The 15,569-nt window shown below is 71.5% G+C and carries 18 protein-coding genes; 11 read left to right on the top strand and 7 right to left on the bottom strand.

Features of this window, described 5'->3' with window-relative positions; translation table 11 throughout:
* The first annotated feature begins 13 nt into the window (after positions 1-13).
* The 3 genes from LXM50_RS07140 to LXM50_RS07150 are packed head-to-tail and all read left to right on the top strand — an operon-like array spanning position 14 to position 2,955.
* Positions 14-958: a carbamate kinase gene (locus LXM50_RS07140; protein WP_233310612.1), complete on the top strand. Its 945-nt coding sequence runs from the start codon at positions 14-16 to the stop codon at positions 956-958.
* 51 nt (positions 959-1,009) lie between these two features.
* Positions 1,010-1,696 carry a GntR family transcriptional regulator gene (locus LXM50_RS07145; RefSeq protein ID WP_233310613.1) on the top strand — a complete coding sequence of 229 codons (687 nt, stop codon included), beginning with the start codon at positions 1,010-1,012 and terminating at the stop codon, positions 1,694-1,696.
* 35 nt (positions 1,697-1,731) lie between these two features.
* The gene (locus LXM50_RS07150) at positions 1,732-2,955 is read left to right on the top strand and encodes a pyridoxal phosphate-dependent aminotransferase (protein ID WP_233310614.1); all 1,224 of its coding nucleotides are present in this window, start codon (positions 1,732-1,734) and stop codon (positions 2,953-2,955) included.
* A 24-nt stretch (positions 2,956-2,979) separates the two neighbouring features.
* Here LXM50_RS07150 and LXM50_RS07155 read toward each other — a convergent pair whose 3' ends face one another.
* Both LXM50_RS07155 and LXM50_RS07160 read right to left on the bottom strand, forming a co-directional pair.
* Positions 2,980-4,236 carry a P-loop NTPase gene (locus LXM50_RS07155; protein ID WP_233310615.1) on the bottom strand — a complete coding sequence of 419 codons (1,257 nt, stop codon included), beginning with the start codon at positions 4,234-4,236 and terminating at the stop codon, positions 2,980-2,982.
* A complete protein-coding gene (locus LXM50_RS07160) occupies positions 4,233-4,850 on the bottom strand; it encodes an SAF domain-containing protein (protein ID WP_233310616.1) in 618 nt (205 codons plus the stop codon). The genes LXM50_RS07155 and LXM50_RS07160 overlap by 4 nt, the downstream gene beginning before the upstream one ends.
* 97 nt (positions 4,851-4,947) lie before the next feature.
* Between LXM50_RS07160 and LXM50_RS07165 the strand changes: the two genes are divergently transcribed.
* Entirely contained in the window at positions 4,948-5,226 is a 279-nt protein-coding gene (locus LXM50_RS07165; protein ID WP_233310617.1) for a helix-turn-helix domain-containing protein, read from the top strand.
* Positions 5,227-5,282: 56 nt separating this feature from the next.
* Here LXM50_RS07165 and LXM50_RS07170 read toward each other — a convergent pair whose 3' ends face one another.
* Entirely contained in the window at positions 5,283-5,879 is a 597-nt protein-coding gene (locus LXM50_RS07170) for a hypothetical protein (protein ID WP_233310618.1), read from the bottom strand.
* A 136-nt stretch (positions 5,880-6,015) separates the two neighbouring features.
* Between LXM50_RS07170 and LXM50_RS07175 the strand changes: the two genes are divergently transcribed.
* On the top strand, positions 6,016-6,399 hold the full coding sequence (locus tag LXM50_RS07175) for an Rv3235 family protein (protein WP_374107815.1): 384 nt from the start codon (positions 6,016-6,018) through the stop codon (positions 6,397-6,399).
* A gap of 61 nt (positions 6,400-6,460) precedes the next feature.
* Positions 6,461-7,951 carry a sensor histidine kinase gene (locus LXM50_RS07180; protein WP_233310620.1) on the top strand — a complete coding sequence of 497 codons (1,491 nt, stop codon included), beginning with the start codon at positions 6,461-6,463 and terminating at the stop codon, positions 7,949-7,951.
* A gap of 71 nt (positions 7,952-8,022) precedes the next feature.
* On the opposite strand, the gene LXM50_RS07185 is transcribed toward LXM50_RS07180, so the two are convergent.
* Positions 8,023-8,271, bottom strand: coding sequence for a WhiB family transcriptional regulator (locus LXM50_RS07185; RefSeq protein WP_045249333.1), 249 nt, complete (start codon positions 8,269-8,271; stop codon positions 8,023-8,025).
* A gap of 251 nt (positions 8,272-8,522) precedes the next feature.
* On the opposite strand from LXM50_RS07185, the gene LXM50_RS07190 reads away from it, so the two are divergent.
* Positions 8,523-8,930, top strand: a complete 408-nt coding sequence (locus tag LXM50_RS07190) for a hypothetical protein (RefSeq protein ID WP_233310621.1) — start codon at positions 8,523-8,525, stop codon at positions 8,928-8,930.
* A 4-nt stretch (positions 8,931-8,934) separates the two neighbouring features.
* Here the strand turns inward: LXM50_RS07190 and bcp are convergent, their stop codons facing one another.
* The 3 genes from bcp to aroA are packed head-to-tail and all read right to left on the bottom strand — an operon-like array spanning position 8,935 to position 11,850.
* Positions 8,935-9,411 (bottom strand): thioredoxin-dependent thiol peroxidase, encoded by a 477-nt coding sequence (gene bcp / locus LXM50_RS07195; RefSeq protein WP_233310622.1) that lies wholly within the window; start codon positions 9,409-9,411, stop codon positions 8,935-8,937.
* 37 nt (positions 9,412-9,448) lie between these two features.
* Complete coding sequence (rsgA, locus tag LXM50_RS07200) at positions 9,449-10,516, bottom strand: ribosome small subunit-dependent GTPase A (RefSeq protein ID WP_233310623.1); 1,068 nt, start codon at positions 10,514-10,516, stop codon at positions 9,449-9,451.
* Positions 10,513-11,850 (bottom strand): 3-phosphoshikimate 1-carboxyvinyltransferase, encoded by a 1,338-nt coding sequence (aroA, locus tag LXM50_RS07205; protein WP_233310624.1) that lies wholly within the window; start codon positions 11,848-11,850, stop codon positions 10,513-10,515. The genes rsgA and aroA overlap by 4 nt, the downstream gene beginning before the upstream one ends.
* Positions 11,851-11,968: 118 nt before the next feature.
* On the opposite strand from aroA, the gene LXM50_RS07210 reads away from it, so the two are divergent.
* The 4 genes from LXM50_RS07210 to LXM50_RS07225 are packed head-to-tail and all read left to right on the top strand — an operon-like array spanning position 11,969 to position 15,564.
* Positions 11,969-12,586, top strand: a complete 618-nt coding sequence (locus LXM50_RS07210; protein WP_233310625.1) for a sigma-70 family RNA polymerase sigma factor — start codon at positions 11,969-11,971, stop codon at positions 12,584-12,586.
* Entirely contained in the window at positions 12,583-12,828 is a 246-nt protein-coding gene (locus LXM50_RS07215; protein WP_233310626.1) for a zf-HC2 domain-containing protein, read from the top strand. The genes LXM50_RS07210 and LXM50_RS07215 overlap by 4 nt, the downstream gene beginning before the upstream one ends.
* A gap of 58 nt (positions 12,829-12,886) precedes the next feature.
* Positions 12,887-14,194, top strand: coding sequence for a GNAT family N-acetyltransferase (locus tag LXM50_RS07220; RefSeq protein WP_233310627.1), 1,308 nt, complete (start codon positions 12,887-12,889; stop codon positions 14,192-14,194).
* A 29-nt stretch (positions 14,195-14,223) separates the two neighbouring features.
* Complete coding sequence (locus LXM50_RS07225; RefSeq protein WP_233310628.1) at positions 14,224-15,564, top strand: APC family permease; 1,341 nt, start codon at positions 14,224-14,226, stop codon at positions 15,562-15,564.
* The last annotated feature ends 5 nt before the right edge of the window (positions 15,565-15,569 follow it).

Raw genomic sequence — 15,569 nt, forward strand, 5'->3', positions numbered from 1 at the left:
TAGGGAGAACCAGATGCGTGTCGTAGTCGCACTCGGGGGCAACGCCCTCGCCCGCCGGGGCGAGCCGATGACAGCCGAATACCTGCGGGCCAACGTCAAGGCCGCGTGCGAGGCGCTCGCCTCGTTCGCGCGCGACAACGAGGTCGTCATCACGCACGGCAATGGTCCTCAGGTCGGCCTGCTCGCGTTGCAGAACCTCGCCTACCAGGACGTCGCGGCCTACCCGCTGGACATCCTCGGAGCCGAGACCCAGGGGATGATCGGCTACGTCGTGCAGCAGGAGCTCTCCAACGCCCTGGGCGGCGAGCGCGAGGTGGCCGGAGTCATCACCACGACCGTCGTCGACGAGAGTGACCCGGCGTTCGTGCGGCCTACGAAGCTGATCGGCCCGCAGTACTCCGCGCACGACGCCGCCGAGGCCGCCGCCGAGTACCGCTGGACCATCGCGAAGGACGGCAACGCGTTCCGTCGTGTGGTGCCCTCCCCGGTTCCGGTGTCCATCGTGCAGGCGCCGCTGATCCGCCGTCTGCTCGAGGCCGGCAGCCTCGCGGTCTGCGTCGGCGGTGGCGGAGTACCGGTCCGTGAGGACTCGAAGGGGCGTCACATCGGTGTGCAGGCGGTCGTCGACAAGGACCTCGCCAGCGCCGCGCTCGCCGCGGACATCGGCGCCGACACCCTGATCATGCTCACCGACGGCGACTACGTGAGCGAGAACTGGGGCACTCCGGAGCAGCGCGACATCCACACCGCCTCCGCGGACGCGGTCGCCGCGATGGCCTTCGCCGAGGGCTCGATGCAGCCGAAGATCGACGCCGCGATCCGCGTCGCTCGCGCCGGAGGCCGCGCGCTGATCGGTCCGCTCGACCGTCTCGACGATCTGCTCGCGCGCAAGATCGGCACCGAGATCGTGCCGACGCTCAAGGAGGGCATCCGCTGGGTCGAGCCCGCGAAGGTCTGACCGGCGCGCCGCCATCGCAGGTTGCGGACCGCTCGATGGAAGAATGATGCCGTGACCAGCAAGGATGAACGACAGCTCGAGTCGACGAAGATCGCGTCGTGGTTGCGCGACGCGATCCTCGACGGCGCACGCGCCCCGGGCAGCCGCCTGATCGAACGCGACCTCGCGGCCGAGTTCGGAGTGAGTCGTGTGCCGGTGCGCGATGCGCTCAAGGTGCTCGATGCCGAAGGGCTCGTCGAGCTGCGTCCGCACACCTGGGCGGTCGTGCGCGAGTTCACGGACGCGGACCTGGCGGATCTCGATGAGGTCCGCGCTGTGCTCGAGCCGCTGGCGTTCCGTCTGGCGGCCGAGCGCCACCGACGCGAGGGTCTGGCCCGGCTGCGTCAGGCCCTCGATCGGGAGGAGTCCAGCGCCCGCGTCGGCGACGAGATCGTCTCGCGCCGGGCGGCCGCCGATTTCCACGAGACCGTCACCGAGCTCGCGGAGAACCGTCTGCTCAGCGAGATGATGCGGGGGATCGGGAGCCGCCTGCGCTGGGCGCTCTCGCAGTACGACGACCTGCAGTACATCAGCGGGGAGCACGTCGAGCTCTTCGAGGCGATCCAGCGCCGCGACGGCGACCGAGCCGCGGAACTCGCCGCCACGCATCTGGAGAGCAGTCGGCGCGAGCGCATCGCGCACGTCGAAGCGCAGCGCACCGGAGCCATCCGCACGCAGGAGGCGTCGCACCGCGCGTGAACGGAACCGCCCCGCGCGGGCGGTAATCTTGCCCGATGACACCGAGAACCTTCGACCAGTCGTCCAAGCTGAAGAATGTCCTGTACGAGATCCGCGGCAACGCGCTCGTCGAGGCGGCTCGGCTGGAGGCGGCAGGCCACTCGGTGCTCAAGCTGAACACGGGCAACCCTGCGGTCTTCGGCTTCGAGGCGCCGCAGCAGATCGTGCGCGACATGCTCGCGACGCTGCCCACCGCGCACGGCTACAGCGAGAGCAAGGGCATCGTCTCCGCGCGCCGCGCCGTGGTCAGCCGCTACGAGCAGGTCGACGGCTTCCCCCTTGTTGACCCTGAGGACGTCTACCTCGGCAACGGCGTCTCCGAGCTCATCACGATGACCATGCAGGCTCTGCTGGACGAGGGCGACGAGGTGCTCATCCCCGCCCCGGACTATCCGCTGTGGACGGCGATGACCAGCCTCGCCGGCGGCACCCCGGTGCACTACCTGTGCGACGAGGAGAACGGCTGGAACCCGGATCTGGAGGATCTGCGCTCCAAGGTCACCCCGCGCACCAAGGCCATCGTCATCATCAACCCGAACAACCCCACGGGCGCGGTGTACTCGCGCGAGGTGCTGCAGGGCATCGTGCAGGTCGCGAGGGAGAACGACCTGCTGCTGTTGTCGGACGAGATCTACGACCGGATCCTCTTCGACGACGCGCAGCACATCCCGACCGCGACCCTCGCGCCCGATCTGCTCTGCCTGACCTTCAACGGACTGTCCAAGACCTACCGCGTCGCCGGGTACCGGTCGGGGTGGCTCGTCATCACTGGCCCGCAGCAGCACGCCAAGGGGTTCATCGAGGGGATCACGCTGCTCGCGTCGACCCGGCTCTGCCCGAACGTGCCGGCGCAGCACGCGGTGCAGGCGGCACTCGGCGGGGTGCAGTCGATCGAGTCGCTGATCGCGCCGAGCGGACGCCTGCACCTCCAGCGCGACGCCGCCTGGGAGGGACTCTCCGCGATCCCCGGCGTGAGCTGCGTCAAGCCCACAGGGGCGCTGTACGCGTTCCCGAAGCTGGATCCGAACGTGCACGAGATCCATGACGACGCCAAGCTCATCTACGACCTGCTGGTCGCGGAGCGGATCCTGCTCGTGCAGGGCACCGGCTTCAACTGGACGACGCCCGATCACCTGCGCGTGGTGACGCTGCCGGAGCCGCGCGTGATCACCGAGGCGATCGAGCGCCTCGGCAACTTCCTGTCGAGCTACCGGCAGTGAGCGGCGACCCCCGCCGATCGCTGATCACACCTCGGCGGGGGTCCGCTGCCGCCGGGCTCGCCGCGTCGCGGGAATCTGCGGATCGCGCAGCAGCGTTGCCGCGAGGGTGCGCGCGGCAGCCGTGAACGCGGAGCGCCCCGACACATCCGGCACCGGTCGTGCGTGCAGGGCCGCGGCGTCCAGCGCCCGCTGGTCGTACGGCAGGAAGTGCACGTCGCGGATGCCCGAGAAGCGGTCCAGGGCGCGGCGGATCTGCCCGCGCGCATCGATGCCGAGAGGCCCGGGGCGCACCTTGTTCACGGCGACGGTGACCGGCACGTCTCCGATCTCGGCCCGCAGCTCGGCATAGCCCCGCACGAACCGGGCGATCCCGAGCGGATCGGCCGCGGCGACCGCCACGATGCGGTCGGCGCTGCGCAGAGCGGTGAGCGTCGCGGCATTGCGACGCGGCCCGTCCAGGTCGCTGATGATCTCCTCGTCGGCCTCGAGCGAGGCCGCGACATCGACCAGCGTGACCGCGCTCCAGCCGTGGCAGGCGTCGAGCGCCGCCTGCAGACGCGTCGCGGACAGTTCGGGCCAGCGCGCGGGACGGTTGATCCCCACCAGCACGTCGACGGTGCCGCCGGAGGATTCCACGGGGCTGGACAGGCGGCTCAGCTCGGCCCCGTCGAGCAGCCCGAGCTCGGCGCGGCGGCAGGCCGCGGCGATCCCCGGACCGTCATCGGTGAGGCCCAGCATGAGGGCGATCGCCGGCGCGTGCGTGTCGGCGTCGACGAGGGCGACCCCGCGGTCCGGGGCTGCGAGGAGCGCCGCGAGCTGCACCGCCAGGGTGCTGCGCCCGGGGGCGCCGTGCGGACCCCACACGCAGATCAGCCGATTCGACGGCGCCCCGGTGCCGAGTGCGTCCGCGCCGGTCTCGTCCGTGTTCGTGCCGGCGGTGTCGGCCCGCAGCGCGTCCGCGACATCCCACCCGCTCGAGGACGCGGGGAGGGGTGAGGCCAGTCCGTGCCGCTGGGCGAGCCGGGCGGCGGCCGGACCGTCGCCCAGAGTCAGGATCCGCACGCCCGCGCGGTCGCAGGCGCCTCGCAGCGCCGCGCTCAGCCAGCCGCGTTCGGCCGGGATCAGCAGCGCCTCGGCATCGCGGAGCTCTTCGGCATGAGCGACCAGTCGGGCCGCCTGCTCCGGGGTCATGCGTGCGATCACGGTGACGCCGGCGAGCTCCAGCTCCTCGGCGAGCGTCTCGGCGCGTTCCGGGGGAAGGGCGAGGACGACGCCGGTCATGAACGTGCTCCGAGGGGCACCACGGACAGGGAGGAACCGTCGGTCAGCGCGGTGAGCACCTCTCCGACCTTCGCCCGGCTCACGACGAGCTCGAGCGTGGTGGCCTTCGCCGAGAGGGGGCCGTCATCGCGGCCGACCGAGGCGACGGTGGCCTCGGACAGCAGCACCCGCGGTTCGCCGAAGCCCTTGCTGTCGGCGAGCGGCTCGGCCGCCCACAGCTCGACCACGGAGCCCGTGACGATCGAGGCGGGGACCGGCACCGTGCTGCGCACGACCACCGAGGTGGTGCGGCCCTGGTCGGCGTCGGCGGCGGCCGTCGAGGGCACGAGCTCGCCCTCCGCGATCGTGCGGGTCGCGATCAGACCGGGCTCGAGGGTGCCCGGGGTGAGGTAGCCGGAGCCCACCGTGCCGAGCACGACGTCGACGACGCGCACGTCGGCGGAGGTGAGCGGCTCGCCGGGAACGATCGTGCGCACGGCCTGGAGGGCAGGACTGGTCTGCTTCGCCGCGCCCACGATCAGCCAGACTCCGGCGACGGAGACGACGATCAGGGCGAGGCCGATGAAGAAGCGCAGATCGGTCCAGGGCCGACGTGCTGCTCGTGCGGTGCTCATGTGCTCATGGTCACAGAATCCGGATCCGTGCCGGGAAAGTTATCCACAGCTCTCCGCCTGTCACCGCGGATACCCCGGCGCAGAGCACAATGGGTGCATGCCCGACGCATCCACGCCTGCAGTGCGCTATCTCGCCCCGGCCCAGGTGGCCGAGCTTCTCGGCGTGCAGGTCGATGAGGTCGTCGAGCTCGTCATGCAGGGCCGGCTGCGCGGCGCGCGGATCGGCGCTCCGCCGGCCTGGCGGGTCGAGGAGGCCTCGATCACGGACTACCTGGCGGAGCAGGCCGAGGATGCGCGGCGCAGAGCGCTGTGGCGGCAGGCGAACGCGGCGAGCTTTCCCGAGCTCTGGGGCCCTCCCGTTCGTCTCGGCGAGTGACCGGGCGCTCTCCGGGGGTCTGAGCCCGTCTCCCGGGCCCGATTGTCGTGCGCGCGTCAGCCCAGCCCGGGTGCGAGCGCATCCGTGCCGATGGAGAGCACGGACGCGAACGGCACGATGCGGAACCCGGTGACCGCTCTCGCGCGTCGCGGGGAGCCCGCGTCATGCAGCGCCAGGTCCAGATGGTCGGAGCCGGCCCGATCGATCGTGCCCGCGAGCACCGTGCCGGAGCGGGTGCGCAGCGTCACGCCGCTGCGGCGTCGGGCGAGGTCGCGCACCACGAAGCCGAACGTCATCCGCTCGCGCAACGGCGAGAGCGGCTCGGCGGTGGCGCCGCTGCTCAGCAGCGCGCCGTGGTCGAGCGCCCACAGCTCCACGGCGTGGGCGGGCAGCAGCACGAGGCCCGGAGCGTCCTGCGGCTGCACGGCCGCCCAATCGGCGCCGACCGCCCGCAGCCGCCCGCGCACCCTCGTCGAATCGGTGAGCACGGCGGCGACCGCTCCGCCCTCGTCGACGAGCACGCCCAGCCGCGTGCGCAGATCGAGCCGGGCGATGCGCAGTCGCTCCGTCTCGGCGTCCAGGGCGGCGCGCTCCGCCTCCCAGCCCGAGGCGATCTGATCCTCGAGGTCCTCGAACAGCCGATCCCATTCCATGCGCTCGAGGGTACGGGACGCGGCCGGGGCGATATACGGGTTATCCACATTCCTCGGCCCAGACGACCCACGGCGCGCGCAGATGTGCTCGAATGCCAGTCACGCCATCCGAATCTCGAGGGGGAGAACAACGATGATGACGCTCGAGGACTTCGCGCCGCAGCCCACGCCGACCGCAGAGCTGCCGGATCCGGCTCCGCTGCTGCAGAGCCTCACGCGGGGCGTCCTCGAGGTGCTGGCGGGGGTGCGCGAGGCGGACCAGCTCGCGCGTTGGCTCAGCGAGGATGCGTTCCTCGTGCTGACGGCCCGTGCGAACCTGTCCGCGCGGGCCCGCAGCGCGCGCGGCGTCGCACCGGCCAGGCCGGTCTTCCGCGTCCTCTCCACGCATGTGTCCTCGCCGGCGGACGGCATCGTCGAGGCCACGCTGATCGTGCAGACCCCCGGGCGGACCAGGGCCGTGGCGGTGCGGATGGAGGGGCTGGACCGACGCTGGAGGGCGACCTCGCTGGCCGTGCTCTGAGGTCGGCTCGACCGCCCTCCGCCCGCGCGTGGGAGGAGGGGATACGCCCTAGGCTGTCAGGGTGTCGACACTCAGTGATCTCGCTCAGGCCCAGGGCTGCCTCGCCGACGAGGACATCGAATGGCTGCATCGTCTCGCCGGCGACGGGCAGTTGCTCGCGGATCTGGCCTCCGCGGACATCGTGATCTGGATCGCGACGGCCGACGGATCCTTCATCGCGGTCGCGCACACCCGCCCGAGTGGCGCGGCGACCCTGTTCTACCGCGACATCGTGGGGGAGCGGGTGCGGCCGCAGTGGCGCACCCAGGTGCAGGGCGCCTTCGACACGGCGGAGATCGTCGACTCGGCGAACCCCGACTGGTTCGAGGAGACGCCGACCAGGGTCAGGGCCGTGCCGATCGTGCGCAGCCGCAAGAGCGCCGCCGACGGCGAGCGCCCCCGGCCGATCGGCGTGCTCACCCGGCACACGAACCTCGGTGAGGCGCGAACGCCCTCCCGGCAGCAGATCACGTTCAACGAGGCGGCGGACGACCTGTTCGGCATGATCTCGGGCGGAGAGTTCCCCGACCTCTCCGCGCCCACCTCGCCGCGTCGCGGGGCCCCGCGCGCCTCGGACGGCCTCATCCGCATCGACGTCGACGGCGTCGTCACGTTCGCCAGCCCGAACGCACTGAGCGCCTTCAATCGGATGGGCTTCGACGAGGAGCTCGAGGGGGAGTCGCTGGTCGAGGTGACGACGCGGATCGTGCCGCCCTCTCGGCAGGTCGACGAGTCGCTGCCGGTCGTGGTCACCGGGCGCGCCCCGTGGCGCACGGACGTGGAGGCCAGGGGCGTCACCGTCTCCCTGCGGGCCATCCCGCTCAAGGACCACGGCACCCGGATCGGCGCGATCGTGCTGTGCCGCGACGTGTCGGAGCTGCGTCACCAGGAGCAGGAGCTCATCACCAAGGATGCGACGATCCGCGAGATCCACCACCGGGTGAAGAACAACCTGCAGACGGTCGCGTCCCTGCTGCGGATCCAGGCCCGTCGCACGCATTCCGAGGAGGCGCGCGACGCTCTGACGCAGGCGATGCGCCGTGTCGAGTCGATCGCCGTGGTGCACGACACGCTCGCCGGCGGTCTCGCGCAGAAGGTGGACTTCGACGAGGTCTTCGCGCGGGTGCTGAAGCTCGTGGCAGAGGTCGCTTCGGCGCCCAACACGCGGGCGCGCACGCAGTCGACGGGACGGTTCGGTGTGCTGCCGAGCGAGTACGCGACGCCGCTCGCGCTCGCGCTCACCGAGGTCGTCACCAACGCCGTGGAGCACGGCCTCGCCGGCCAGGAGGGCCTCGTCACCATCGAGGCGCAGCGCACCGATGAGAACCTGCGGGTGATCGTCAGCGACACCGGACACGGCCTGCCCGAGGGGCGGATCGGTCAGGGCCTGGGCACGCAGATCATCCGAACCCTCATCCAGGGCGAACTCGGCGGCACGATCGTCTGGGAGGGTTCGGACGGCGAGGGCACCGTGGTCACGATCGACCTTCCGATGCGCTGGGTGAACGGCTGAGCCGACTCAGCCTCTCGCGAGTCGGCTCGACCTGCAGGCTGAACGGCTGAGCCGGATCCGCTGGGCGCGGGTCAGCCGGCGCGGCGGGCGCGAGCGGCGCGGCGCTTGAGAGCGCGGCGCTCGTCCTCGCTGAGTCCACCCCACACGCCCGAGTCCTGGCTGGACTCGAGGGCGTACTGCAGGCAGACCTCGGTGACGGTGCACCGGGCGCACACGGCCTTCGCCTTCTCGATCTGATCGACGGCCGGACCGGTGTTCCCGACGGGGAAGAACAGTTCGGGGTCGACGGTGAGGCAGGCGGCCTTGTCGCGCCAATCCATGGGGGCTCCTCGGTGTGGAAATGTCATGGGCGCGCGAGTCTCGCGTGCCCGGAATTCGTAGGCGGCGTTCGGGGGGTCGACGCCCATCGGTGATGCGAGCGGATGCTCGCCCCACGCCGCTGTGGGAGCACATGGCTGTGATCTATTCTCTTACATGAAAGGCGAACGATCAAGGATTTTCTGCACTCCGTGTGAACGCGAGGCGAACCGCGAGCGAACGCCATCGCCCAGACACCCCCTCAGGAGCCCGCATGCGCACGTCGAGACTCACCATCGCGGCGGCGGCCGTGCTCGCCCTGGAGGCGGTGGCGCTGCTCGTCGTCACGCTCATGGAGGTGTTCGGCCTGAGCTCGGGGGCTGCGACGTCCCTGCCCTCCGCTCTCGGACTGATCGGGCTCAGCGCGGTGGGAGCCGTCGGGCTCGCGGCACTGGCCTTCGCCGTGCTCCGCGGTCGGTCGTTCGGGCGCAGCGGCGGCATGGTGGTGCAGATCCTCGCCATCGCGGTCGCACTGAGTGCGCTCACCGTGCGCCCGTTCCCCGTGGTCTTCGTGCTGGCGCTGACGATCCCCGGCGCGATCGGCGCGGTGCTGCTGTTCCTGCTGACGCGGCGCGCGGGGCTGGACGCACGCCGCGCCGACGCCGAACAGCAGGACGACTGAGGCCCTACGCGGCGAGGCCCACGAGCTTGCGGATGCGGGCGACGTGGCCGGTGGCCTTGACGTTGTAGAGCGCGTGCGCGATCACGCCGTCCTCGTCGATGACGAAGGTCGAGCGGATCACGCCCTGGATGACCTTGCCGTAGTTCTTCTTCTCGCCCCACACCCCGTACGCGTGATGCACGGCGAGGTCGGCGTCGCTCAGCAGCGGGAAGGAGAGCCCGTCGCGCTCCGCGAACTGCTTGAGCTTGGCCACATCGTCGCGCGAGACCCCCAGCACCGTGTATCCGGCGCCCTGCAGAGAGGCGAGGCTGTCGCGGAAGTCGCACGCCTCGGTCGTGCAGCCCGGGGTCATCGCCGCCGGGTAGAAGTACAGGATGACGTTGCGGCCGCGCAGGTCGTGCAGCGAGACGGACGCGCCGTCCTGGTCCTGCAGGGTGAAGTCGGGGGCGGGGGATCCTGGTTCGAGGCGCTGTGCGGTCACCTCTCCAGGCTACCCGCACGCACGGGAGCGGATCCGCTCAGAGCTTGTCCGCGAAGGTCGCCAGCAATCGCTGCAGCGATTCCAGCCGCGCCAGCCCGGCCTCGCCGAGGGCTCCGTCCGCGGCGGCCTCGTTGAGCGCGCAGTCCTCCGCGTCGACGCGGTGCGTGCAGCCGCGGGGGCAGTTCTCCGCGATCGCGGCGAGCTCGGTGAAGGCGGCGAGGATGTTCTGCGGATCCACGTGCCCCAGGCCGAAGGAGCGCACGCCCGGGGTGTCGATGACCCAGCCGGAGCCGCCGTCCGATCCGGGGGCGAGAGCAGGGGCGAGGTAGCGCAGCGACACCGTCGACGAAGAGGTGTGCCGGCCTCGTCCGGTGACCTCGTTCACATGCCCGGTGGCCCGGCCCGCCCCCGGCACGAGGGCGTTCACGAGCGTGGACTTGCCGACACCGGAGTGCCCGACGAACACCGTGGAGTGCCCGATGAGCGCTCGGCCGATCTCGTCGACCGGCATCTCGCCCTGGGCGCTCGTGAAGACGGTCAGATCCAGACCCTCGACGTGCTTCAGGAACGCGGACGGATCCGCCAGATCCGTCTTGGTGACCACCAGCAGCGGGCGGATCCCGGCGTCGAGCGCGGCCACCAGATAGCGGTCGACCAGGCGCTCGCGGGGTTCGGGGTCGGCCGCAGCGACCACGATGAGCATCTGGTCGGCGTTGGCGACGATGACGCGCTCCACCTGGTCCGTGTCATCGGCACTGCGGCGCAGCAGGGACGAACGCTCGAGGATGCCGACGATCCGGCCCAGAGTGCCCTCCTCGCCCGTGACGTCGCCGACGACGCGGGCTGCGTCGCCGGTGACGATGGGCGTGCGGCGCAGCTCCCGGGCGCGCGCGGCGGTGATCGTGTGCTCGTCGTCGCCGCCCTCGCCGATCAGCACGGCGTACCGACCGCGATCCACGCCCAGCACCCGCCCGATCTCGGCATCGGTGTGCGCGGGGCGGCGTTTGGTGCGCGGACGGTTGGCCTTGGGATTCGGGCGCGACCGGATCTGGGACTCGTCGAAGTCGTCGAGCTCGTCGTCGCCGTCGTCGTCCAGCCAGCTCACGCGGGGGTGCTCCCAGAGGCGTCGACGGAGAGCATGCGCTCCCACAGCTGTGTGAACTCGGGCAGGGTCTTCGCCGTGGTCCCGATCTCGTCGACCTCGACGCCCGGCACGCGCAGGCCGATGAGGGCGCCCGTGGTCGCCATGCGGTGGTCGTGGTGGGCGGGCCAGGTGCCGGCCCGCAGTTCCGCAGGAGCGATGCGGATGCCGTCCTCGAGCTCCAGGGCCTCGCCGCCGAGGGCACGGAGGTTGCCGGCGAGTGCCGCGATCCGGTCGGTCTCGTGCAGCCGGATGTGGCCGATTCCGGTGATCGTGGTCGGTGCGTCCGCCAGAGCGGCGAGACCCACGAACGTCGGCGCGAGTTCGCCGGCGGCCGACAGATCGAACTCGCCGCCGCGGATGCGACCGGTGCCGCGCACCGTGAGCACGCCGTCCGCGCGGTGCACGTCGGCGCCGATCCGTTCCAGCAGGTCGGGCAGCAGGGCGCCGGGCTGGGTGGAGCGCGTCGGCCAGCCCTCGATCGCGACCTCGCCGCCGGCGACGAGCGCCGCCGCGAGGAACGGGGCGGCGTTGGACAGATCCGGCTCGATCGCGATCTCGCGGGAGCGGGGCACACCGCCCTCCACCATCCATTCGCCGGGACCAGGGCGGGTGACCTTGATCCCGCGGCGGGTCAGCGCCTCCACCGTCATGTCGATGTGCGGCATGCTGGGCAGCCGCTCGCCGGTGTGCACCAGATGCAGACCCACGTCGAAGCGTGGCGCCGCCAGGAGCAGCCCCGAGACGAACTGACTCGATGCGGACGCGTCGATCTCCACACGGCCGCCGCGGATGTGCCCGCGCCCGCGGATCGTGAACGGCAGAGACCAGCTGCCGTTGTCCTCGATGTCGACGCCGAGGTCGCGCAGTGCGTGGATCATGGCGCCCATCGGGCGGTGCAGCGCCGTCTCGTGCGCGGTGAGCAGCACGTCGCCGCGAGCGAGACCCGCGAGCGGCGCGATGAAGCGCATCACCGTGCCGGCCTGGCCGCAGTCGACGGTGGTGCCGCCGGTGAGCGGGGCGGGGGTGATCCGCAGATCGGGGCCGAACCCTCCGGTGCCGAGCTGCTCCTCGATGCCGACGCCGAGTGCGCGCAGCGCGTCGATCATGCGGGCGGAGTCGTCCGAATGCAGCGGGGCCGAGACGACACCCGGCGCGTCGGCGATCGCTGCGAGCACGAGTTCGCGGTTGGTGAGCGACTTGGATCCCGGTACGCGCAGTCGCGCACGCAGTGAGCCGGCGGCGAGCGGCGCGGACCAGCGTCCGCGCGGGGCGGGGGAATACAAGGAGGCGCTCATCGGTTCCTACCCTACTGAAGGCCTCCGGCAGCGGAGGGCGAGAAGAAGGAAGGCAGTGCGCATGCTCGCGACGCTCGAACCGGTGGAGGCCGACGTTCTCGGCCTAAACTGGCTTGCGATGAACGATCACGCACCGCTGGACGCGCAGCCGGACGCGGAATCCTCCGCGCGCCGGGAATTCGAGGAGCAGGCGATCCCCTTCATGGATCAGCTGTACGCCGCCGCCATGCGCATGACGCGCAACCCGTCCGACGCTGCGGACCTGGTCCAGGAGACGTTCGTGAAGGCGTTCGCCTCATGGTCGAGCTTCACGCAGGGCACGAACCTGAAGGCGTGGCTGTACCGGATCCTGACGAACACCTACATCAACATCTACCGCAAGCGCCAGCGCGAGCCCTACCAGGGCACGATCGACGAGCTGGAGGACTGGCAGCTCGGCGGCGCCGAGTCGACCACGGCCTCGCACAGCCGCTCGGCCGAGGCCGAGGCGATCGACCGGATGCCCGCGTCGGTGGTCAAGGAGGCGCTGCAGGCGGTCCCGGAGGACTTCCGGCTGGCGGTGTACCTCGCCGACGTCGAGGGCTTCGCCTACCAGGAGATCGCCGACATCATGAAGACCCCCATCGGCACCGTCATGAGCCGCCTGCACCGCGGGCGTCGCATGCTGCGGGAGCTGCTGGCGGACTACGCCGCAGAGCGAGGGATCGCCACGGCCGGCACGAGGAGCACGAAATGACGGACTGCGGATGCGCCAAGGCGCAGCAGGATCTGGAGGAATACCTCCGCAACGAGATGTGCAAGACGGAGCACTCCGACATCCGCGAGCATCTCGAGAACTGCCCGTCCTGCGCAGAGGAGGCCCTCGTCGCGACCACGCTGACCGAGGTCGTCTCACGCGCGTGCAAGGAGACGGCGCCCGAGGAGCTGCGCGACCAGGTGCTGGCGCGGCTGCGCGCCGTGCAGGCATCCGTCCACTGACGCGTCGCGCGTGACTCACGGCCGCTGCACTGTCGGCGGTCGTGGTTAGGCTGAGGGCATGGCAGACCTCGACGCCCGTGACGTCCCCGTCGATCCGACCTCGCAGGAGCGCCTGAGCGCTTCTGGTCTCGAGTACCGCATCGTCGACCTGTCGGATCCGGCGCGGCTGCGCGGTTTCGCCCGCGCCGACGCACGCGGCTTCCTGGACAAGGAACCCGACGACGAGACGATCCGCGTCATGGGCGAGATGATGTCCGGGCGGCGGAACATCGGCGTGTACGCGCCGGGCATCGAGATCCCCGTCGCGACCGTCGACTCCTGGGTGACGCCGATGACCGTACCCGGCGACGACGGAGCGCACGTCGACATGTGGGCGATCAGCATCGTCACCGTCGCCGCGACCCATCGTCGGCGCGGGATCGCGCGCAACCTCCTGGAGGGCGAGCTCCGCGCCGCGGCCTCCGCGGGCGTCCCGATCGCGGGGCTGACCGCCACGGAGGCGACGATCTACGGACGCTACGGCTTCGGCCCCGCGGTCCCCGTTTCGCGCGTGCGCGTGGACGCACGCCGTGCCGGCGGCGTCGCGCTGCCGGCCGCGGACGGCGCGACGACGGTCGAGTACCTGGAGCCCGAAGCGCTGCTGGGGGCGCTCGGCGAGGTGCACGAGCGCGCCCGTCTGCACCGGCCGGGCGACATTCCGGGGTGGCCGCTGCGCTGGCGGCGGATGGCGGGGCTCACGCCCGGCGACGAGAGGTCCCGCGCCGTCCGAGGAGTCAGGGCCGTCGACGCCGAAGGCTCCACCCGGGGTGTGCTGGCCTACACGCTCGATGAGCTTCCCGACGAGTTCGGCGCCGACTTCGCGATCCGTCATCTCGATGCCGAGACTCCGGAGGCACTGCGCGCGCTCTGGGCCTTCGCGGTGAACCACGACCTGATCCGCACCGTGCACGCGGATCTCCGTCCCGTCGACGATCCGCTGCCGTGGCTCGTCGCCAACCAGCGCGCGGTGCAGACCACCGTCCACGACCACGGCTGGCTGCGGATCCTGGACGTCAGGGCCGTTCTGACGGCCCGCACCTACCGCGGACCCCTCGACGTCGTACTGCGGGTGTCGGACCCGCTCGGACTCGCCGACGGATCCTGGCGTCTGCGGGTCGACGATGCCGGCAAGGCCGAGGTGGACGCCACCTCTGACACGCCGGACCTCGAGCTCGGCGTCGATGCGCTGTCATCGCTCTACCTGGGCGGCGTGAGCGCGACCACGCTGCGCGCGGCAGGGAGGATCTCGGCCTCGGCGGAGACCGCGGCCGCTGTGCAGAACGCGTTCGCGACGGCCGAGGCGCCGGCGCTCACGATCTGGTACTGAATGTCCGAGGCCCTCGCTACCGTGAGGGCATGACCGCACTCCGTCCCGCCGAGGGATCCGATGGCGCCGCCGTCGTCACCGTCGCGCCGTCCGGGCTCGGGCTGGCGCAGGGCATCGCGCTGTATCTCGCCTCCGTGCTCGGTACGGGACTGCTGGTGCTCCCCGGGCTCGCGGCGAAGACCGCCGGTCCGGCCAGCCTCATCGCGGTGGGGGTGATCACGCTCCTGGCCGTGCCCCTCGCGGGCGCGTTCGCCGCGCTCGCCGCGCGTCATCCGGATCCGGGCGGGGTCGCCAGCTATGCGCGTCGCGCCCTCGGGCCGACCGCCGCGCGCGCGACCGGATACTGGTTCCTGTTCGGGGTCGCGGCCGGTGGTCCCGTGGTGTCGGTGCTCGGCGCCCGCTACATCGCGACCGCCGTCGGGATCGACAGCGCGGGCATCCCGTGGCTCGCTCTGGGCTTCCTCGTGGTGCCGTTCATCGCCAACCTGTTCGGGGTGCGGCTCACCGGCTGGCTGCAACTGGTGCTGACCGGCCTGCTGCTCGCGATCGTGGTCGTGGTGGTCGCGGTCGCCGCGCCCGCCGTGCACCCGGAGAGCTTCACGCCGTTCCTTCCGCACGGATGGGGCGGCGTGGGCACCGCGATCGTGATGTTCGTGTGGGCGTTCGCCGGCTGGGAGGTCGGCACCCACATCTCCGGCGAGTTCGCGCGTCCGCGACGCACGATCCCGCTGGCGACCGCGATCACTCTGGTGCTGGCCGGCGGCTGCTATCTCGCACTGCAGGTCGTGACGGTCGGCGCTCTGGGGGAGCGGGCGGGGCACGGCGACGTCGTCCTGCTCGATCTCGCCGAGGCGGGCGGTGTGCGCGCGGCGCCCACGCTCATCGGCCTGGTGTCGGCCGTGGTCGCCCTCGGCGTGCTCAACGTCTACCTCGCCGCGTTCGGCAAGCTCGGGGCATCTCTGGCGGCCAACGGCGATCTGCCGGGCTGGTTCGCGAAGGGAGCCGAGTCCGGCGCCGTGCCGCGGCGTGCGCTGCTGCTGTCGATGGCCCTCGTGCTGGCCTACTTCGCGGTGTCGTGGGCGACGGGCTTCGACCTGCAGCCGTTCATCCTCATCCACACCGCCAGCATGGTCGCGGTGTACACGGTCGGCATGATCGCCGCGATCCGGATCCTGCCACGGCGCACGCCCGGCTGGTGGATGGCAGTGATCGCCTCGGTCTGCACGGTGGGTCTGCTGCTGCTCGCCGGGGTCGCGCTCGTGGTCCCGGCCGCCGTCGCCGTCATCGCACTCGCCGTGACCGCGGTGCGGAGCGTGCGGGAACGACGACGCGGTGCCCCGGAGAACCGGGACACCGCGTCGATCGGCTGAGCGGA

The sequence above is a fragment of the Microbacterium sp. Au-Mic1 genome, from assembly GCF_021341785.1.
Lineage (GTDB): Bacteria > Actinomycetota > Actinomycetes > Actinomycetales > Microbacteriaceae > Microbacterium.